The following is a 19,152-nucleotide window of genomic DNA, read 5'->3' on the forward strand; positions in this document are numbered from 1 at the left end:
ACGTACTGCATTTGATTTGACGAAACCACATCTAAATTTTTGGCAGTTATGCAGCCCATAGCAAGTGCAACAATTCTTTCAACCAATCCAAAAAGCATTGAACACGAAAAAAATGAGGAACTTGTGAAGATATTAGTTTTGTGGCTTAGTTCTGTTTATTTCCCGCAACTTGCTTAAATCACCACAAACCAATTAAATTTATGTTATGAATATCTTTTCTGATTGATTGAGATAATTTTTGATAATTTTATGTATATAAAAAGAATCGGGAAAAAATACTAGTATTTTATATTTACGTCAGATTTATTAATATTTTGTATTTTTAATATTGTAGGTTTTTCATAAACTATACAATTTTATAATAAGTATGTATAATCAGCCGATAAAAATTTTCTTAGTTGATGATCAACCTGAAGATTTAAAATTTTTAACTCAAATTCTTCAATGTCAAAATTATCAGGTACAAGAATTCACTTCCGGGAAACTGGCAATTGAGGCAACGATAGAAACACCACCTGATTTAATTTTACTGGCGGTGATTATGCCAGAAATGGATGGTTATACAGTTTGTCAACATCTTAAAAGCAATAAACAAACTCAAAATATTCCCATAATTTTTCTCTGTCCTATCGAAACTTTGCAGGATAAAGAGAAATTCTTTGCATTAGGGGTTGCTGACTATATTACTAAGCCACTTTGCTCGCGCGAAATTTTAATCAGAGTTCAAAATCACCTTTATCTTCCAACTCAGTTAAAACCAGAAAAATTTCATCCTCAACAGCCAGAGTTGGCTTTAGCACAAACAAAAGATAAATCTACAGAACAAACTCTCAAATTACTTAATCTTAAGCTGCGTAATCATAACTTAGTATTAACAGAATTAGTCAAAAATCAGATCTTGTATCAAGGTGATCTCAAAGCAGCATTGGCAACAATTACAGAAGCAGCTACCAAAAATCTGGAAATTGAACGAACTAGTGTCTGGTTATATAATCAAACTTCAACTTCTATTTACTGCATAGACTTATTTGAGCAAAGTCTTCACCAGCATAGTGAAGGGCGCACTTTAGATATAGCCGATTATCCGATTTATTTTCAAGCTTTGCAGCAAGAAGAAGTAATTGCTGTAGAAAATGCTCAAACTGATCCTCGAACTCAAGAATTTTCTCAACCTTACTTAGCTCTGAACATTATTTCTATTTTAGATACACCGATTCGATTAGCGGGAAAAACGATAGGAGTTTTGTGTTTAGAGGTGGTGGGAGTTTTGCGTGAGTGGACACTAGAAGACCAAAATTTTGCTCGTTCTCTGACAAATTTAGTTTCTTTGGCACTGGAAGCACGGGAACATCAACGAGCCGACACTGCGCGTCGTGCTTCTGAAGCCAAATTAGCGTCTGCTTTTAAAGCCTCTCCTGACCCTATTATTTTGTGTACATTGCCAGAAACTCGCTACATTGAAGTTAATGACAGTTTCTGTAGGCTGTTTGGTTATTCTCGTCATCAAGTGATTGGTCACACCGATAAAGAATTGCAGATTTGGGTTAATTCTGACGAAAGTGTGTTTCTGACCCAAATCTTGCAACAAACAAAATCTCTCCGCAACTATGAAGTTGATTTCCGTACCTCAACTGGAGAGATTAAAATAATGCTGTTCAGTGCAGAAATGATCGAAATTGACGGGCAAAAATATGTGTTAGGCACAGCTAAAGATATTACTGAGCGGAAGCAGGCAGAAAATGAAAGTAGGTTACTGCTATTAACATCTCAAGCTATTACCCGCGCGGTTGATGTGAATAGTGCTTTAAAAGTAGTGCTGCGCTTAATTTGTCATTCCATCAACTGGGATTTTGGCGAAGCATGGCTACCTAGTGATGATGGTGCAGTTTTAGAACATAGCTTAGTGTGGTATGCAGAAGAAATTGACTTAGAGGAATTTTCAATAAGTAGCCGAACGATCAAATTTGCCTTGGGTGAGGGACTACCAGGGCGGATTTGGCAAATGAGACAACCAGAATGGGTTGAAGATGTTGCTGCGGTTGGACAACCAGTGTTTGTGCGATCGCAACAAGCTACCAAAGTAGGATTAAAAGCTGCCTTTGGTGTGCCAATTTTAGCTAATGGGGAAGTATTAGCGATTTTAGTATTTTTTAAACGTAGTGCAGCAGTAATTGATAAACGTTTGCTGATGTTAGTCGGGGCTGTTGCTACCCAGTTAGGTAGTTTAATTCAACGTAAAATAATTGAAGCCGCCCATAGACAAAGTGAAGAACGTTTACAACTCGCCCTAGAAGCTAGTGATTTGGGTTTGTGGGATTGGAATCTGATCACTGATGAAGCCTACTGTGGCAGTCAGTGGAAACAAACACTGGGGTATAAAGGCGAACATCTGGCAAATGTGTCCCAAACTCTTGAGCAATTTCTCCATCCAGAAGATGTTTCGATCGTCAGTTCCGCTTTAAAAGCTCATCTCCAAGGGGGAAATGCTGTTTATGAAGTTGAGTATCGGATGCGCTGTGTCGATGGTAGCTGGAAGTGGATTCAGTCTCGCGGAAAAATTGTCGAATACGATGAATGGGGTCAGCCGTTGCGGATGATCGGCACTCACAAAGATATTACAGAACGCAAAACTTTAGAACGGGAAATAGCACTGCGAGAGGCGTATCTTAATGCTTTTTTCAGTAGTGCGCCTGTGGGAATGAATATATTAGACAACCAATTGCGATATGTGCAGGTTAATCAAGTTTTAGCTGATATTAATGGCTTATCACAACAAGAGCATATCGGCAAAACAATGTATGAGATTATACCCGAAATTGAGCCTCTAGTAATGCCATTCTACAAACATGTATTATCGACTGGGCAAGAAATTTTGAATGTAGAAGTTAGTACAAGCACACCCAAACAACCAGGAAAAATTGGTTACTTTCTCACTTCGTATTTTCCGATTCCCGGTGAAGACAACTGTATTTCTGGTGTGGGTACAGTTGTGATAGAAATTAGCGATCGCAAACAGGCAGAACTAGCTTTGCAAGCAAGTCGGTTGCGCTATCAAACGTTAGCCGAGGCTTCACCTGTGGGCATATACCATACAGATAAGTTAGGTCATTGCATTTATCTCAATCAGCGCTGGTGTGACATTACTGGTTTAGAACAATCACAAGCAATGGGCGCTGGCTGGGCAAAAGCCTTGCATCCAGATGACCGCGATCGCGTTTTTGCCATGTGGTACGAGGCAGCAGCAGCTAAATCTTTGTATAAATGTGAACATCGTTTTCTACGTCCTGATGGTCAAAGTGTTTGGGTGATTTGCCAAGCTATACCTGAAATCAACGAAAATGGAGAAATTACCGGACACATAGGGACAATTACAGATATTACCGAGAGTAAACTAGCAGAAGCAGCCTTACGTGAGAGTGCCGAACGAGAAAAAGCGATCGCCCAAGTAATTCAAAGAATGCGACAGACTTTAGATTTAAACACAATCTTTGCCGCCACCACCGAAGAACTACGCCAAATATTAAATTGCGATCGGGTGGTTGTCTATCGTTTTAATCCTGATTGGAGTGGTGAATTTGTCTCAGAGTCAGTGAGCCAAGGTTGGAAGTCTCTAATTTTAGAACAGAGAAACGATCCCATTGTTACAAATAATGCTTTAGAAGATGGTCGATGCTTAGAAACAATTTTAGCAAATGCTACTTATCCCATTCAAGATACTTATTTACAAGCAACCCAAGGTGGTGTTTATAGCCAAAATGCGAATTTTCGTTGTGTTCAAGATATTTACAAAGCTGATTTTGATTCTTGTTACATAGATTTATTAGAGCGATTTCAAGCCAAAGCTTATATTATTGTCCCCATTTTTTGCGGTAGCCAACTGTGGGGATTACTAGCCAGTTATCAAAATTCTAGCCCTCGGCAATGGAAAACAGGAGAAGTTAATATTGTTGCTCAAATTGGCAATCATTTAGGAGTTGCTTTACAACAAGCTGAATTGCTTGCCCAAACTCAAAGACAATCAGCCGCATTACAAGCAGCTGTGATTACTGCTGATGCTGCAAACAAAGCCAAAAGCGAATTTCTGGCCAACATGAGCCACGAATTACGCACACCACTCAACGCAATTCTCGGCTTTACACAAATAATGAGCTATGACCATGAACTATCAACAGAACATCTACAAAACCTAGCAATTATCAATCGTGCAGGCGAACATCTGCTTAACTTAATCAACGACATCTTAGAAATGTCTAAAATTGAAGCAGGCAGAACTACATTAAATATTAGTAATTTTGACTTAATTGCCTTATTAGATAACATCGAAGAAATGTTACGTTTGCGTGCCGAATCGAAAGGGTTGCAATTGCAATTTGAATATGCATCACAGTTACCAAAATATGTGCAAACAGATGAAAACAAACTGCGGCAAATTTTACTCAATATCTTAGGAAATGCAATTAAATTTACTTCTACAGGCAGTGTGATTCTGCGTGTCAAATTAGCAGATAAAATAAATCAAGAACACCCAGATACAGAGAATATTTCCCACTCTTTAATTTTCGAGGTACAAGATACAGGTGTTGGCATTTCTCCCCAAGAAATCGGTTTGTTGTTTCAAGCTTTTGGACAAACAGAAATTGGGCGTAAATTCCAACAGGGAACTGGACTAGGTTTAGCAATTAGTCGGAAATATGTGCAATTGATGGGGGGAGATATTACTGTCACTAGTCAAGAAGGTATTGGTAGTACTTTTACTTTCCAGATTGAGATTGATTTAGTCTTAACTAATCAAGTTCTAGTTAGGCAAACTCAATGCCGAGTTCTAGGTTTAGCACCAGGACAAACTGAGTATCGAATTCTAGTTGTGGATGATGTTTTAGAAAACCGTTTAGTATTAGTTAAATTGCTGCAAATTAAGGGTTTTATGGTGCGCGAAGCTGCAAATGGTCAGGAAGCTGTTAACTTATCGCAAGAATGGCAACCACATCTAATTTTTATGGATATGCGGATGCCTGTTATGGATGGCTATACAGCTACAAAGATGATTAAAGCTATAAATGAAGCAGTAGTTTTGTCTAATCTTCATCCTATGATTATTGCTTTAACTGCCCATGCTTTTGAGGAACAACGAGAAGCAATACTAGCAGCAGGCTGTGATGATTTAATTAACAAGCCTTTCCGAGAGGAGCAAATATTAGCAAAAATTCAGCAATATTTAGATGTTAAATATATTTATCAGGAAGAAAACCAACAAATTTTCAATGCAATGCAGCCCAATCTGATTCAGGAAGATTTATTATCTTGGTTAGCACAAATGCCAAATGAATGGTTGGCAAAACTACACAATGCTGCTGCTCAATGTAGTGATGATCTAATTTTAAAATTAATGTCAGATGTTACTGTAAACAATCATATTTTTCAACAATATTTAACTGATTTAGCTCAAAACTTCCAGTTTGAAAAACTTATGGAACTAACTAAAAATAATGGTATAAAGAATGGCTAATTACTGATAAGTAGAACGACTCAAAAAAACAAACTATGTGAATAAAAATTAACTATGCTAAAACCCTCTTCACTCCTGTCTTGTCCTAGCGATAAATATTCACAACGACTTACTTACTAAATCACTTACCATAATTTAATTAATTGCTTACTTTGCAAAAATAAATCAAATCTGTGGATATCTTTTTCACTTTCAAAAGCAGCAACTGGTAAGTAATAAAATTGGGCTTTGGTCATGTATAAAAAATAATAGTCAGCTTTTTTGGTAACTTTGAAGAAGTGTGAATAATTCAGTTTAATGATACTACCATCTTCATAAAATAGGGCAAAAAAGTTTTCATCAATTTCACAGTATCTATTTTGAAAATTTAAGGCGGAACTTCGTTTTTGCACTTGAAATAACAAGGGCAAAGATACAAAATAGGCGATTAAGCCGACTAAATATATTAACCACCAATCAAAACGATTTTGTATAACTGCAAAAATAATATTTATTACTAATAAAACTACTAATATAATAAAAGTAATTTTCATCCGCCTGTAATAGTCAAAAGTTAACAGGTTGCGTAATTGTTTGGGTGTGATTTCAAAAGTTTTAGTTTTGATTTGCATGATTTTAGAAAAACTCAATTAAATCACTGGTAAGCGAATTTGCGAACTGCGATCGCCGCCACAATGGACTGTTAAAGTGATAATCTGGGCATTGAATAAATCAGTGCTATTCATCACTGCGCCATGACCAGAGTTCATGGTGTATGCCGGAAAACAAGCTGCGCTTAAACTCAAACGCAAGGCATTACCTTTAGCAATGCGTACACAAGTGGTTTGCAGTTGAATTTTCACCGGGACGGCAGTTGTTTGTGAACAATGCACATACCCCTGCGTCAAATTATATACTTTACCATCAGGTTGTAGTTGCGATAGTACCACGCATAAATCATAACTAGGTTTATCAGTGCTGCAATCAATCTCTACAACTACATCTCCTAATAAATGTAAGTCTTCTGTGAGTGGTTGACTAGTATAAGTTAAAACATCTGAACGACAATCAATGTGCGATCGCTCAAATACTCCGGCGGGGATTCCGGCATGACCGCCTAAAGATGGTACTGGTCGCCAAGGGTCGTGAACTAACACATCTTGATTGCTGGGGAGCCGCTGCGTTGCTGAGTTTTGAGTGCTGAGTATTCCTGAGTCTTCGCGGATGCTGGCTAGTCCGGTAGTTGACAAAAAATAAGATTTCTGGTTATCTGTGTTTAAAGTGGGGGAAGTGCGCCAAATATTACTACCCATTTCAAACAGGCAAATAGAAGATTCCTGCAATAAGCCTGTATCTATATCTTTCAAAAACTGGTCAAACCAACGGATTTGCATTCTATCGACAGGACTAGCTGCTTTAGCTCCAAAGTCCACTTCACTAACTTTTCGACCCCAAGGCAAATGCGCCCAAGGCCCAACTAATAAATGCTGGGGTTTAGTGCTACGGGCGGCCATATCTTTGTATAAATGCAGGGTACCGCGCAGGTAAGTATCAAACCAGCCTCCAATGTGAAACATGGGCAAATCAACAGCTTGCAAATGATGCTTGGGTGAAAGTTCTTCCCAATAAGTATCGGGTTGGGGATGTGCAGCCCATTCATGATAAAACGACTCTGGGGCAAGTTGTTGGAGAATTTCAGGATTATTGACAGGCAAGTTACGTGCCGCTGTTAACAAAGCTTGGTAGGCTGTTTGATCATTCCGTAGACGCGCAGTTTCTGTGGCTAATTGAATTGCCCAAGCGAGATTTGTTTGCAAACATAATGCGCCGCCTTCATAAGCCCAATCTGTATACAAATCATAACCAATCATCGCCGGACAAATTGTTTTTAAAGCGCTGGGTTGAGCCGCAGCAGCGTAGAGTTGAGTCATTCCCTGATAGGAAAAACCATACATCCCAACTTTGCCATTACTTCCAGGTAAATGTGCTGCCCAATGTATGCTATCTTCACCATCCACAATTTCATGAGCAAATAACTTAAATTCCCCGGCGGAAGTACCGCGTCCGCGCACATCTTGAATCACAACAATATAACCGTGGGCAGCATACCAACTTGGATGAGCATAAACAACAGTTGAGGCGATCGCTCTACCATAAGGTTGCCGCATTAATAATACCGGAAAATTCTCTGTTGCATCGGGGCGATAGATATCTGCATCCAGACGGACACCATCGCGGGTGTACATTGATGCAGTTTGTTTGGGAAGGATTTTATACATGGATATGATGGCGGATGTTCAAAATAACCACAAATGGGCAGATTAAAATCATGCAGATGATTATATGTTAGGACTTACGCACTAGTTACGGAATAACGTAGACGCGATAGCGGCTTGCCGCAGGCTACCACAGAGACGCAGAGAACACAGAGAAATGAGAGTTTGAGAGGTTTTTTGCGTAAGTCCTATATGTATCTATCGGGGGAATTCTATATGAATATATGATATTACTTACTGCTCTAATTTCAGCAATTAGATGTATGTGTGATATTTGGCTTAGTGTTTTAATGTAATTAAGGTAATGACAATTTGTAGAAGCTAATCATTTTTAGCTAATTAGAAATCTCATCTTATGGAAAATACATTAGTTGATAAAACCTTCCGTGACAGCAGTGGCAATATTGTAATTGCTCAACCGCCAAATCCACCGCTAATTCTTTGGGTGGTAGCGAGTTTACTAACTTTAATTGTTCCCAGTGGCACCATTAATACGGTGTTACATATCCTGGCGAATGGCGCTTTGTTTACTTGGGCGTGGCTGGAATTATTTCAAGGTGTTAATTATTTTCGCAGAGCTTTAGGTTTAGCTGTGCTGATTGGTCTGATTATATTCCAAATTCAGTAGTGATTTATCTAATGAGAATTTAGGAGTAAGGAAGCCCAAATTCAGAATTTTATTCTGTTGGCTGACTCCTAAATTCTGACTTCTGATTTTTCTTCAAGCTGTTTGTTCTGTATTTTCTGTTTCTGTGACTAACTTCTGACCAATTTTTGGTTCAGTACCAGCTAACAGTCGCTCTACATTACTGCGGTGGCGGACAATTACATACAATCCACCAACAATACCAAACAAAATATAAGGTAATGGTTGATGGAAAATTACCATAAAAATAGAAACAGCGATCGCCCCAGTAATCGAACTCAAGGATACAATGCGAGAAATTGCCACAACAACGGCAAATACTCCCAAAGTTGCCAAACCAACTTGCCAACTCATCGCTAATAATATTCCTAAACTAGTAGCGACAGATTTTCCACCTGTGAAGCCGAGAAAAATTGATTTACTATGTCCTAAAATGGCAGCTAACCCAACTAAAGTTACTATCGAGGGTTGCCATAATCCTAAATCTATATTTGCCGGGATCAACTCTGAAGTCTCGGCAAAGTTAAATAAAGTATAAACTAGAGCGATCGCTAATACTCCTTTTAAGCAATCAAGCCCTAAAACAAATGCTCCTGGAACTTTACCCAAAGTTCTTAGTACATTGGTGGCTCCCGTTGAGCCTGAACCCACTTCTCGAATATCAATACCTTTTAACTGTTTAACAGCAATATAGCCAGTGGGAAAAGAACCCAGCAAGTAAGCTACTACTAAAATAGCCCCACACAAACTTAACCAAATAGCCATAAACAATCCAAACAAGTCAAGAGTCTGTAGTCAATAGTTTGACATAATCCCCGCAATTCAATTGCAGGGATTTTAGCCTCAACCCAGAAAATGTAAGTAGTTGCACCAAATTAAATTCATTCGTGGAGGTAGGGAACGGGGAACAGCAAAAGAATGTGTGTAATTAATTCTGTGTGAGTAGTTACAACTTGAATGCCCACCAGATGATGATCTAATCTAATTCTTGCAAAGCTCCTAGTTTAACCATACCTGGCCAAACTTTCGCAACAGCTATCACTACCAGAATAGTGCCAATACCGCCGCCGACAACCGCCGCAATGGGGCCAAACACCGCCGCCGCTAAACCGGATTCAAAACCACCCAATTCATTAGAAGCACTGATAAATACGCTATTAATTGCTGCTACTCGGCCACGTAAATGATCGGGTGTTCTAATTTGGACTAAAGTATGGCGAATGACAACACTAATACTATCTAATGCTCCACTCAAGACCAACATGAGTAGGGATAGCCAAAACCAACGCGATAGACCAAAAATAATGGTGACAACGCCAAAGCCAACGACTGACCAAAGTAAGGCTGGCCCGGCTTTACGTAATGGTGGAAGATATGCCAAACTCACCGCCATAATTAGCGCCCCGATGGAAGGGGCGGCTTGCAGGTAGCCTAATTCTACTGGCCCGACGCGCAAGATATCTTTGGCAAAAATTGGTAATAGAGCGATCGCACCGCCAAATAATACCGCAAACATATCGAGGGTAATTGCCGCTAAAATCAATTGATTCTGCCAGAGAAATTTCATCCCGGCGGAGAGTGCTTGCAGAGAAATTGGTTCTTTAGCGCGGGTATTTGGTTGCTCTTTAATTGCAGCGGTGAGACAGAAACAGAAAAAAGCCGCGATCGCCGCTAATATATATACCCCTGTTGCACTTCCCAGCAAAGCAATGCCAAATCCACCCAAGGCGGGGCCAATCACGGCGGCTAACTGAAAACTACTACTGTTCCAAGTGGCGGCGTTGGTAAAGGCACTCACGGGTATTAACTGCCACATTAAAGCATCACCCGCAGGTTTGAGAAATGCCCTGGCTACACCAGATAACATCAAGCAGGCATAAATGAGAAATATTGCACCCTTAGTATAGGAAAGTACAGCTAGAGTCAGGGAACAAAGAGCGAGTAAAATGATTGAAGATAAAACTGTGATTTTGCGATCGCGGCGATCGGCTAAATCTCCGGCAATTAAGGTGAGAGCAATAATGGGTAAGACTTGGGCGAGTCCCACCCCGCCTAACGCTAAAGCTGAATCGGTGCGTTCATAAAGTTCCCAGCCGATAGCTACAGTCTGCATTTGCGAACCAGTAAATAGCAGCAAACGCCCGATGGTAAATAATCTATAGTCTCGAAATCTTAGAGCCGCGAAGGGATCATGTTGTCCAGGCTCATGACTCTGGGGGGTGGATTTCCGTTTGATCGAAGACATTTTTTAAGAAGGTTAACCCTTGTTCTATCTGGGCAAATTCTTCGGCTGACAGACTATTGAGAATGTCAGCAATTTGAGCGCGAGTATGATTGAGAGATTGCTGAAGATGGTACTTTCCCTCGTCAGTTAAATTGAGAACTATCCGCCGTCGCTCTTGGGGATGGTGTTCCCGTTGGACTAAATTGCGTTGTACTAGCCGTTCTATGGTTGCTGAAGCTGTCGCCGAGGTGACACCGAGATGTTCTGCTAAACCAGATAGTGAACCACCAGGATTACGATTGATAAATGCCAGCGATCGCAACTGAGGAATTGACAAAAACCCGGCGTTATGCTCTCGCATTTCCTTCCTGATAAACCGCATCACTAATGGAATAGTATCCATTACTTTGGCAGCACATTCTTCAGAAGTCGCACCATGTGAGGGTTTATCAAGCTTCATCGGCTAGTCATTCTCCTACTTACATTGCCACCCGTGGATAAAGTTTCCCACAGATGAGGGTTAATATTATTAATGTTAGTAGGAGAATTGTACAATCCAAACCAAACCCATAAAGACTAGTGCCGTTAAGTAGCATTGTGCCACGTAAAGCGTCAACCTCATAAGTTAAGGGGTTGATATGAGAAATAAATTTTAGCCAGTCAGGCATTAAGGAAATGGGATAAATGGCATTACTGGCGAAAAACAACGGCATGGTTAATAATTGCCCAATTCCGGTCATTCTTTCTCTGGTTTTCACCAAACAGCCAATAATTAGGGAAAAAATACAAAAGCAACTCGCACCCATCAGCACGATTAATAACACTTTAATGATTGCCAAGGGATGCAAATTTAGTTTCACGCCTAATAGCAGCGCCAATCCATAAATGATAAATACTTGGGACAAACACCGTACGCCACAAGCAACGGCTTTGCCTAACACCATTGCAACGCGGGGTGTAGGACTAGCTAAAAATTTATGCACAATCCCTAAATCTCGTTCCCAAACCAGGGTCATCCCCCCAGTAAAAATGGCAACAAACAGTACACTCTGAGCGAGAATCCCCGCCGTCATAAAATCTAAATAAGGCAGATTTCCGCCTGTAGGAATGGCTCTAATTTTGGAGAAGACTTGCCCAAATATGAGTAACCACAGTGCTGGCTGGACGGCTCTGACGGCTAAATCGGTGGGATCATGGCGGAGTTTGCGAATTTCTAATTCGGCGATCGCTAATGTTTTGACAATTAACTCACTCAATGCAGAGATAAAATTATGTTTGCGCGTCGCTTTGGTTCTAGCCCAACCGTTGAGCAGTACGCCGGGTTCTTGCTGTGTCACGGTAGTTAACTCCTGATACTAATTGGTCGCCTGTGTAGTGAATAAAGACATCATCTAAAGTTGCATTCGGCTTATCCAACGAGGCTTTTAAGTCTTTGGGTGTGCCTTTGGTAATTTCTTCACCGCGTTGCATAATTACCACTCGGTCACAAAGATTATCGGCTTCTTCTAAAAAGTGAGTGGTTAAAAATATGGTGGTACCAAAATCAGTACAAAGTTTTTGTACTAGTTGCCAAACCTGAGTTCGCGCTAAGGGATCTAACCCAACTGTGGGTTCATCTAAAAACAAAATTTGCGGTTGATGCAAGATTGATTGGGCAATTTCTAGCTTACGAATCATCCCACCAGAGTAATTTCGCACTAAGCGATGGGTGGCATCGGCTAAACCCATAAATGCGAGAATTTCCTTAATGTATCGCTCTCGATGCTTGCTAGGAATTTCATACAACTTGGCAAATATCAACAGATTTTCGTAACCTGTCAGGCTACCATCAGCAGAAAGGGCTTGCGGTACATAGCCAATCACCCGTCTGACAGCCGTAGATTGATGGGTAATGTCATAGCCTGCTAAGGTTGCTTTCCCGGCACTGGCAGGTAACAGAGTTGTCAACATTTTAATAACTGTACTCTTACCTGCCCCATTCGGCCCTAGTAAGCCAAAAATTTCCCCCTCTTCCACAGAGATACTCAGGTTGTTAACCGCACTAACTTTACCAAAGCGGCGTGTGAGTTCTTGGGTTTCTAAAATAATCGGTTTCGGTGTGCTGGGAGTTGTTTCCGACCGATCTGCTCTTCCTATCAGTCTTGTCACAAGTTTGATCTACCCTTCATTTAGATTATCTAAATATTAGGTTTGCAATATATTCCTGTCAATATGTTGCTCGCATAAAAATTGACCAAGATGCGATCGCAGTTACTCAGCCTGATATTTTTGGGTGGGACAATAAACCTTGATTTTGTGTTAGTCCGAGCAGGTGGTCACTGAGCTTGTCGAAGTGCGGGCTTAGTTTGTATAGCAGCGAATTCCATTCGTCGGGGCATACTACAGAGATAAGGTGGAGATGGAATATCTTGGTTTCGCACGTAGCACTCCCGGAGAAGATTTATATGGCTTCAGATTCTCACGAACAGCAGCAGCAAAATTCTGCCAGCGGTAGGAAAGTCAATGGGGAGGAGCAAAGCAGTATGAGCAGTGATGAAATTAAAGCAGGATCAAAAGAGATGATGACTCACGCTCAAAGACAAGCTTTTCTGAAAAAATCTTCTTTAGGAAAATTATTTGGAATTGCACATTTACTCCCTGAAGTTGCAGAAGTACAAGAAGAAACTCCAGAGAAACTACCAAAAATAGTTAATAATTAATAGCTTATCTTTGATATTATCAGCATTCCCAGTAAATTATTATGTGTTTATACACTATATTAATGTTGGGCGATCGCCTACAATATCCATCTCTTCTTCTATAGACTCTTCTGTAATCACATCCTTACTAATAAAATCAAAATATTGTTCTTTAACTGTTTTTAATTCCTTAATTGATTCTAGGAAGAAATTTTTGATGTGATGTGATTGGTCTTCATAAGACAAAAAGTCTTGTAAGGTTTTACGATAAAATATACTAGACCAATCTGGTGTAACTGTTAAACCATAAGGAGTCCATATTTCAGGTTTATCATTGACTATGTTTTGCATAGCTTTAATAATTTTTGGGCGATTTCTGAAAATTGGTGAAACCTCTAAACATATACCTATATAAGGATAACTAGTAAAATCATTTGAATTTAAATAAAAATACCCTAGCCCACACCAAAGATTCCATCCATCAGACAAGCTAGTGTAAATAATATATCTACTGCGATGTCTCCATTGCGTAATACTGGGTGAACCACTAGTTACTCTAGCAAAAGCATTCTTAAATTCCGCTTCTACTTCTTCACTCAGGGTTGCTTGCATAAAATTGAGAGTTTTGTTAAAGTTCATCATTGTTAATAAATCAATTGATGAGAATTGATTTTTGTCTGCCATTTTATTACTCCTCATGAATGTTAATATTTCTTTGGCCAAGGTATCATAACCATGCTTTGCTAAAAAAGAATAGAACTGATACCACCTTAACTGATGAAAATTTACTATTGGTTTTTGTTCTAAAGCGAAAGTCTTGATTTCTTTTTGAGGGTCATAATTACGAGTAATATAAAGTAAGATACGTTGATTAACATTTGGTAGATTACTCAAAATCTCAACATATCTTTTTAAAGCATTATTCCCATCTGTAGAACCAATTTTGGATTCAATAATTATTATGTCTGTGTTTAAACCATTTGATAATTCAATCAAAATGTCGAATCTACTATCGGCGGTATGACTTTCTAGCCCTTGGTGTTCTTTTTGGGTAGTAATAGTGATACGAGAGTAACTCTCATCGCTAATAATGAGATTTTGTTGCAGCCAAGCAATTAGTAAATCTTGATGAATCGAGAAAAAGTAAGCAACAATTTCAGTGAAAAAGTCTTCTAATGGTTTACTGCCTGAATGCAGATTGAGTAAATTGGTAAATAAGGACATTTCAATTAAAGCTGATTAGATTAGTCAGCATGAAATGTGCGTTATGCGTTGCTAACACACCTGATAATGAATTGGATTGCAACAGTTTTAACTTAGATATTGCCAGTTGACAATATCAAAAACAAATAGGGGTAAAAATTTTACCCCTACACAGTAATATATACATTTGCAAAGAAGCTGGAATTTAGGTTAAGTGATTTTCTAGCAAAGATGCGATCGCTTCTGGGTGAAGTTTTTTATACTTCTTTTTACCGAGTTGTAAAACGCAGTTAGGGGCGCTGCTGCAACGCTTTTGACAGTCTGTGTGTTCAATTTTTACTTTGTCTAACAAACCGCGATCGCACAAAGTTTTTTCTATTTCTGATAATAAACCTTTACCGCCGCGTTTCACACAACCAGATTTTTGACACACCATAATTTTGGCTTGTGGTGGCGGTGATAATTCTTGATTTGGGCAAGTATCAAGTTGTGTTACTTGATGTGCTTTAATTTTCATCTTGCCTGTATGGGTGTTAACTTTAGTCACACCACAAATGTGAATTTGTTCACCAATAATTAAACTATGTGGCAAAATACTCCGCAATTTTTTAGGTAATTTAATATGCAAATCACCGGAAGAAATTGCTAATTGCAGATATTTAGCTTTTCCTGATTTCATGCCAGCAAAACCTAGGAACTGCCCTTCTAGGTTCAATTCCGATAACTTGAGATATTTGTCACCCATGTTAACTACTCAAAATTTATATTACAAAATAATTAACCCCAAGCTTTTGGGGCATTGTTGCTCATGCTGAGTAAAAAGGAAGAAGGGAAAATTGGTTTTTACCTTTTGCCTTCTCTTTTTACTTTTGACTTGTAATTTTAAGCTAAACGTCTAGCTTCTACAGTTTTAGGTAAATTTGCTACATCAGGTATTTCGTGGAATTCTAATTCCCAACCATTGGCTAAGGTAAGAATTTTTCCGGCTTCACCGTCTGTTTGTTTAACTACTACTTCTTCCAAATCTTTTTTAGCGACGTAGACTGTTAAATTACCAGTATCATTCATCCGTAGCATTACCTTCATGATTTTCCTCAGCAGATTCTAGTTCTTTTTTGCGACAACCAACAACGATTCCTTTATCTAAGAAATGCACGGCATAAATATAGGAACGTTGTAAAAAAGTGCCTATACTTGCGATGTAACCAATATCTCCTTTTTTTGCTAAAATTTCGCCAATCTCTCTACCGGGAAAAGTTCCATCGTTTTTAATTTGTTTGCGGAGTCTGACTTTTTCACCAATTTCAAAATCGGGTTCTGACTCTAATTCATATTCATCGGGTTGCATGAGAATACCTCTGTTCTTTTACCAAGTTCAAAAGTTCTTCTGTTGTCAGGCTACGTTTTTTCTTAACTGATTGCTGGCGAACTGCATCTAAAACAGATTGGGTTTCTTCGGGGTTGAGAAAGATTCCATGCTGCTGAAGCAAGTTAGACACTAAATGTTTGCCAGAATGTTTACCAACGACTAAACGTCGTTCCCAACCGACTTCTTCCGGTGCAAAGGGTTCGTAGGTGTTAGGGTTTTGCAATACGCCGTGTGCATGGATTCCCGATTCGTGAGCAAAGGTATTCTCACCGACAATTGCTTTCCAAGGTGGTACACCAGCACCAGCGGCGGCGGCTACGAGTTGGGATAATTCCAACAAACGGGGTGTGTTGATACCCATATCTAAGCCATAGATGCGTTTGATGGCCATGACAACTTCTTCTAAAGCAGCATTACCTGCTCTTTCACCTAAGCCATTAACAGTGGTGTTAACAGATATGGCTCCACCTTTAATTCCAGCGAGTGCGTTAGCTGTCGCCAAGCCGAAATCGTTGTGGGTGTGGATTTCTACAGGAATCGACAACCAGGAAACAAGGCGTTTAACTTTTTTGTAGGTTGTGAAAGGATCGAGAACTCCTACGGTGTCGCAGAAGCGAAAGCGAGATGCACCCCATTCTTGAGCATACAGAGCGACATCTAACAAGAAGTTTTCATCGGCTCTGGAAGAATCTTCGCCACCGACTGCCACCCAAAGACCGCGATCGCGTGCATAACTGATACAATCTTTGAGTCTTTGCAGACTTACTCGCCACTGTCCATGAAATTTTGCAGCGATTTGGATACCAGAAACGGGTATCGCAATATGGACTCTCTGCATTCCACAGGCGATGGAAGCTTTGATATCAGAAATGACAGCGCGGTTCCAGGCGAGGAGGTTGGCTTTTAATCCCAAGTCAGCAATGATTGAGATGGCACGAATTTCTTCTTCTCCCATCGCTGGGATACCGACTTCTAATTCATGCACGCCGATAGCATCAAGAAACTGAGCGATCGCAACTTTCTCCTTTAAGGTAAAAGCAACACCTGCTGCTTGTTCGCCATCGCGTAATGTAGTGTCATTAATTATGATTTCACTCATTTCAAACAGCCTCATAGGAATTTTTCTTAATATTCTTTCTGGAGCGTTAACTGTTATCCGCAACGCTAAGGAAAGGTAAATGCGATAAATTAATACAATTAATATTTTGTCTTCATCATTCTTTAATATTACCCAGACAAAGACATTGCATCTGTATGACAGAAAACAAAATGACAGTATAATTTAGCCGCCATTTTTACTATTGTCAGACAAAGTTTTTTCGAGTAGGAGATAGCCTAGATAGGTATTAACTAGACTCGTGGTTAATAAGAAAGCAAACCCACAAATTAAGCTGGAAATCATAGTCGTATCTCCCAATAATTGCAAGTCATTTCTGCCAAAAACTTAAGATAGCGATCGCCATCTGGTGGAAACTCGAAAGTCTTTCATGGCTGCTCATCCAGCCAATCTAAAATCTGTTCTAGCTGGTCTAAATTAACTAGTCCATATTGCCAAAGCAGCATCGGTAATGGTGCATCATCGAATTTTTTGTGTCGCAATGCTACAGCAATATCTGCATTGGTCAGTTCAATTTCTGTATGTAAAAAATTGATGAATTTTAATTCTTTCGTGCGGGTGGACATAATTAGAGCAGAAACAGATAAGTATAGAGAAGAATTAAAGGTGAAGAATGCAATTTAAGCGACGGAAAAAATCAGAACTAGAGATATTGGCGAGGCTGATTTTTTTCTGTGAGCAACCGCAGGTTTATAAATACCAGCAATGTTCTAACCAATTCAATAATTCTTGACGCGGAGCTAAACATTGCATAACGGTACTGCGGACTAAAATTGCGGCGAGTAAACTATTTACTTGTACCCGTAAAGAACCATCGGGGTGACAAGCACAGGGAATCGTCAGCTCTTGCAAACGGTGGTAGATTCGCCAGCGATCGCTCAACGGAATCTGTAAAACTTGCTCACCTAAAGTATTATTTGCCATTTGTCCTGTGAATTACCGTTGACTCGTAACTTTTGAGTTTTTGTTCAAGTTGCTCAATGCGAGAAAGTAAGGAACGAATCACAGTGGCTTCTACGTCTGGGAGTTTGTTGTGTTCCAGGGGAGAGTGATGATTGTCTTTGCGAGAGATAATCCTTCCGGGAACGCCGACAACGGTGGAATCAGCCGGAACATCGCGCAACACAACCGAACCTGCACCCACACGAACGCGATCGCCTAATTGAATATTCCCTAACACCTTCGCACCTGAACCAATCACAACGTTTTTACCCACAGTTGGGTGACGTTTCCCGCTTTCCTTCCCAGTTCCACCGAGAGTCACTCCTTGGTAAATTAGCGTGTAGTCTCCCACAATCGCCGTTTCACCAATCACAACCCCCATCCCGTGGTCGATAAATACTCCTTTACCAATTTCTGCACCTGGGTGAATTTCAATTCCGGTGAAGAATCGACCAATATGAGAAATTAAGCGCGGAAAAAAACTTACTCCTCGACAATGCAACCAGTGGGCGAGACGATGTAAACACAGCGCGTGCAATCCAGGGTAGCAAAACACCACCTCTAACCAATTACGTGCAGCAGGGTCACGTTCAAAAATAATCCGAAAATCACTCAATACTGGCTCAAAATCAAAGCCAAAGAGTAAATTTTTCAGCAGGGATGTTTTTACAGAATCTGGCGCTACTGTCGCTTTTTGATTACTGTCTAATGACTGTTGCATCGTTACTGTCTGGGTAAAAAAGCCTTGTGCTATTTTTATGCTTATATCAGGCGACTCCCAACAGGACAGTACACTCTATGTCGGTTGGATTTATTGTATTTATTAACCTTGTACTCAACGACTGCAAAGCTTGATTTTAAATTAACTTCAATATTCTCTTGGGGTGGGGGTACTAGTGTTTCAAGGTAGGGGTACTAGTATTTCTTGGGTGGGGGTATCAGAATTGCGGTACTCACTATCAAATGCTTTGGCTGTCAGCGATTGCCGCGATTTAGCCAAGTTATTTTACGATATATTAAGCTGTACTCAATTGCCCGGAAATAGCCTGTAGAGACGACTACAACTTAATTTCTGTATCCCTAGTTACGATTGTAATTTTAAGGTTTTGCCACACAAAAAACCAATTTCTTCACTTTGTTTTAGCTTTTATTGTCTGTATTTTTAGATACTAATAAATTCCCATCCCGCCTCGGAATCAATTCCGAGTCTCA

The 19,152-nt window shown here is 39.8% G+C and carries 18 protein-coding genes; 3 read left to right on the plus strand and 15 right to left on the minus strand.

All coding sequences use genetic code 11. The features are described 5' to 3' along the window. Nucleotides 1-367 precede the first annotated feature (367 nt). Nucleotides 368-5,506 (plus strand): PAS domain S-box protein, encoded by a 5,139-nt coding sequence (locus IQ244_RS04540; protein WP_193890258.1) that lies wholly within the window; start codon nucleotides 368-370, stop codon nucleotides 5,504-5,506. 125 nt (nucleotides 5,507-5,631) lie between these two features. Here the strand turns inward: IQ244_RS04540 and IQ244_RS04545 are convergent, their stop codons facing one another. Together IQ244_RS04545 and IQ244_RS04550 are read right to left on the minus strand one after the other, a co-directional pair. Next, nucleotides 5,632-6,117, minus strand: a complete 486-nt coding sequence (locus tag IQ244_RS04545; RefSeq protein WP_193890260.1) for a YcxB family protein — start codon at nucleotides 6,115-6,117, stop codon at nucleotides 5,632-5,634. 18 nt (nucleotides 6,118-6,135) lie between these two features. Then, the gene (locus tag IQ244_RS04550; RefSeq protein ID WP_193890262.1) at nucleotides 6,136-7,764 is read right to left on the minus strand and encodes a CocE/NonD family hydrolase; all 1,629 of its coding nucleotides are present in this window, start codon (nucleotides 7,762-7,764) and stop codon (nucleotides 6,136-6,138) included. A gap of 352 nt (nucleotides 7,765-8,116) precedes the next feature. Here IQ244_RS04550 and IQ244_RS04555 point away from each other — a divergent pair, with 352 nt between their 5' ends. After that, entirely contained in the window at nucleotides 8,117-8,389 is a 273-nt protein-coding gene (locus IQ244_RS04555; protein ID WP_193890264.1) for a hypothetical protein, read from the plus strand. Between the two features lie 93 nt (nucleotides 8,390-8,482). Here IQ244_RS04555 and plsY read toward each other — a convergent pair whose 3' ends face one another. From plsY to IQ244_RS04580, 5 genes are all read right to left on the minus strand, one after another. Next, the gene (plsY, locus tag IQ244_RS04560) at nucleotides 8,483-9,172 is read right to left on the minus strand and encodes a glycerol-3-phosphate 1-O-acyltransferase PlsY (RefSeq protein WP_193890266.1); all 690 of its coding nucleotides are present in this window, start codon (nucleotides 9,170-9,172) and stop codon (nucleotides 8,483-8,485) included. A 211-nt stretch (nucleotides 9,173-9,383) separates the two neighbouring features. Beyond that, entirely contained in the window at nucleotides 9,384-10,652 is a 1,269-nt protein-coding gene (locus tag IQ244_RS04565) for an MFS transporter (RefSeq protein ID WP_193890268.1), read from the minus strand. Then, nucleotides 10,612-11,091, minus strand: a complete 480-nt coding sequence (locus IQ244_RS04570) for a MarR family winged helix-turn-helix transcriptional regulator (RefSeq protein WP_015114094.1) — start codon at nucleotides 11,089-11,091, stop codon at nucleotides 10,612-10,614. Before IQ244_RS04570 ends, IQ244_RS04565 begins: the two co-directional genes overlap by 41 nt. 19 nt (nucleotides 11,092-11,110) lie before the next feature. Next, on the minus strand, nucleotides 11,111-11,968 hold the full coding sequence (locus tag IQ244_RS04575) for an ABC transporter permease (protein WP_193890270.1): 858 nt from the start codon (nucleotides 11,966-11,968) through the stop codon (nucleotides 11,111-11,113). Then, on the minus strand, nucleotides 11,925-12,779 hold the full coding sequence (locus IQ244_RS04580) for an ABC transporter ATP-binding protein (protein WP_193890272.1): 855 nt from the start codon (nucleotides 12,777-12,779) through the stop codon (nucleotides 11,925-11,927). Before IQ244_RS04580 ends, IQ244_RS04575 begins: the two co-directional genes overlap by 44 nt. A 296-nt stretch (nucleotides 12,780-13,075) precedes the next feature. Between IQ244_RS04580 and IQ244_RS04585 the strand changes: the two genes are divergently transcribed. Next, entirely contained in the window at nucleotides 13,076-13,330 is a 255-nt protein-coding gene (locus IQ244_RS04585) for a hypothetical protein (RefSeq protein ID WP_193890274.1), read from the plus strand. A gap of 54 nt (nucleotides 13,331-13,384) precedes the next feature. Here the strand turns inward: IQ244_RS04585 and IQ244_RS04590 are convergent, their stop codons facing one another. From IQ244_RS04590 to cysE, 8 genes are all read right to left on the minus strand, one after another. Continuing rightward, nucleotides 13,385-14,533, minus strand: coding sequence for a PD-(D/E)XK nuclease family protein (locus IQ244_RS04590; RefSeq protein ID WP_193890276.1), 1,149 nt, complete (start codon nucleotides 14,531-14,533; stop codon nucleotides 13,385-13,387). Nucleotides 14,534-14,717: 184 nt separating this feature from the next. Next, nucleotides 14,718-15,257 carry a (2Fe-2S) ferredoxin domain-containing protein gene (locus IQ244_RS04595; RefSeq protein ID WP_193890278.1) on the minus strand — a complete coding sequence of 180 codons (540 nt, stop codon included), beginning with the start codon at nucleotides 15,255-15,257 and terminating at the stop codon, nucleotides 14,718-14,720. Between the two features lie 137 nt (nucleotides 15,258-15,394). Continuing rightward, nucleotides 15,395-15,598 carry a putative nitrogen fixation protein NifT gene (gene nifT, locus IQ244_RS04600; protein WP_193890280.1) on the minus strand — a complete coding sequence of 68 codons (204 nt, stop codon included), beginning with the start codon at nucleotides 15,596-15,598 and terminating at the stop codon, nucleotides 15,395-15,397. Further along, on the minus strand, nucleotides 15,573-15,860 hold the full coding sequence (locus tag IQ244_RS04605; RefSeq protein WP_193890282.1) for a nitrogen fixation protein NifZ: 288 nt from the start codon (nucleotides 15,858-15,860) through the stop codon (nucleotides 15,573-15,575). Before IQ244_RS04605 ends, nifT begins: the two co-directional genes overlap by 26 nt. Then, a complete protein-coding gene (gene nifV / locus IQ244_RS04610; protein WP_193890284.1) occupies nucleotides 15,847-16,980 on the minus strand; it encodes a homocitrate synthase in 1,134 nt (377 codons plus the stop codon). Before nifV ends, IQ244_RS04605 begins: the two co-directional genes overlap by 14 nt. Nucleotides 16,981-17,366: 386 nt before the next feature. Further along, nucleotides 17,367-17,564: a DUF2949 domain-containing protein gene (locus tag IQ244_RS04615; RefSeq protein WP_193890286.1), complete on the minus strand. Its 198-nt coding sequence runs from the start codon at nucleotides 17,562-17,564 to the stop codon at nucleotides 17,367-17,369. Between the two features lie 124 nt (nucleotides 17,565-17,688). Then, nucleotides 17,689-17,922, minus strand: coding sequence for an Asr1405/Asl0597 family protein (locus IQ244_RS04620; protein WP_193890288.1), 234 nt, complete (start codon nucleotides 17,920-17,922; stop codon nucleotides 17,689-17,691). After that, entirely contained in the window at nucleotides 17,912-18,661 is a 750-nt protein-coding gene (cysE, locus tag IQ244_RS04625) for a serine O-acetyltransferase (RefSeq protein WP_193890290.1), read from the minus strand. Before cysE ends, IQ244_RS04620 begins: the two co-directional genes overlap by 11 nt. Nucleotides 18,662-19,152 lie beyond the last annotated feature (491 nt).

This window comes from Nostoc sp. LEGE 06077 (genome assembly GCF_015207705.1).
Lineage (GTDB): Bacteria > Cyanobacteriota > Cyanobacteriia > Cyanobacteriales > Nostocaceae > Nostoc_B.

Bases quoted from the DNA above. Each gene is read 5' to 3' on its own strand.
- IQ244_RS04540 (WP_193890258.1), top strand. From the start codon at position 368: ATGTATAATCAGCCGATAAAAATTTTCTTAGTTGATGATCAACCTGAA.
- IQ244_RS04545 (WP_193890260.1), bottom strand. From the start codon at position 6,117: ATGCAAATCAAAACTAAAACTTTTGAAATCACACCCAAACAATTACGC.
- IQ244_RS04550 (WP_193890262.1), bottom strand. From the start codon at position 7,764: ATGTATAAAATCCTTCCCAAACAAACTGCATCAATGTACACCCGCGAT.
- IQ244_RS04555 (WP_193890264.1), top strand. From the start codon at position 8,117: ATGGAAAATACATTAGTTGATAAAACCTTCCGTGACAGCAGTGGCAAT.
- plsY (WP_193890266.1), bottom strand. From the start codon at position 9,172: ATGGCTATTTGGTTAAGTTTGTGTGGGGCTATTTTAGTAGTAGCTTAC.
- IQ244_RS04565 (WP_193890268.1), bottom strand. From the start codon at position 10,652: ATGTCTTCGATCAAACGGAAATCCACCCCCCAGAGTCATGAGCCTGGA.
- IQ244_RS04570 (WP_015114094.1), bottom strand. From the start codon at position 11,091: ATGAAGCTTGATAAACCCTCACATGGTGCGACTTCTGAAGAATGTGCT.
- IQ244_RS04585 (WP_193890274.1), top strand. From the start codon at position 13,076: ATGGCTTCAGATTCTCACGAACAGCAGCAGCAAAATTCTGCCAGCGGT.
- IQ244_RS04590 (WP_193890276.1), bottom strand. From the start codon at position 14,533: ATGTCCTTATTTACCAATTTACTCAATCTGCATTCAGGCAGTAAACCA.
- IQ244_RS04595 (WP_193890278.1), bottom strand. From the start codon at position 15,257: ATGGGTGACAAATATCTCAAGTTATCGGAATTGAACCTAGAAGGGCAG.
- nifT (WP_193890280.1), bottom strand. From the start codon at position 15,598: ATGAAGGTAATGCTACGGATGAATGATACTGGTAATTTAACAGTCTAC.
- IQ244_RS04605 (WP_193890282.1), bottom strand. From the start codon at position 15,860: ATGCAACCCGATGAATATGAATTAGAGTCAGAACCCGATTTTGAAATT.
- nifV (WP_193890284.1), bottom strand. From the start codon at position 16,980: ATGAGTGAAATCATAATTAATGACACTACATTACGCGATGGCGAACAA.
- IQ244_RS04615 (WP_193890286.1), bottom strand. From the start codon at position 17,564: ATGTCCACCCGCACGAAAGAATTAAAATTCATCAATTTTTTACATACA.
- IQ244_RS04620 (WP_193890288.1), bottom strand. From the start codon at position 17,922: ATGGCAAATAATACTTTAGGTGAGCAAGTTTTACAGATTCCGTTGAGC.
- cysE (WP_193890290.1), bottom strand. From the start codon at position 18,661: ATGCAACAGTCATTAGACAGTAATCAAAAAGCGACAGTAGCGCCAGAT.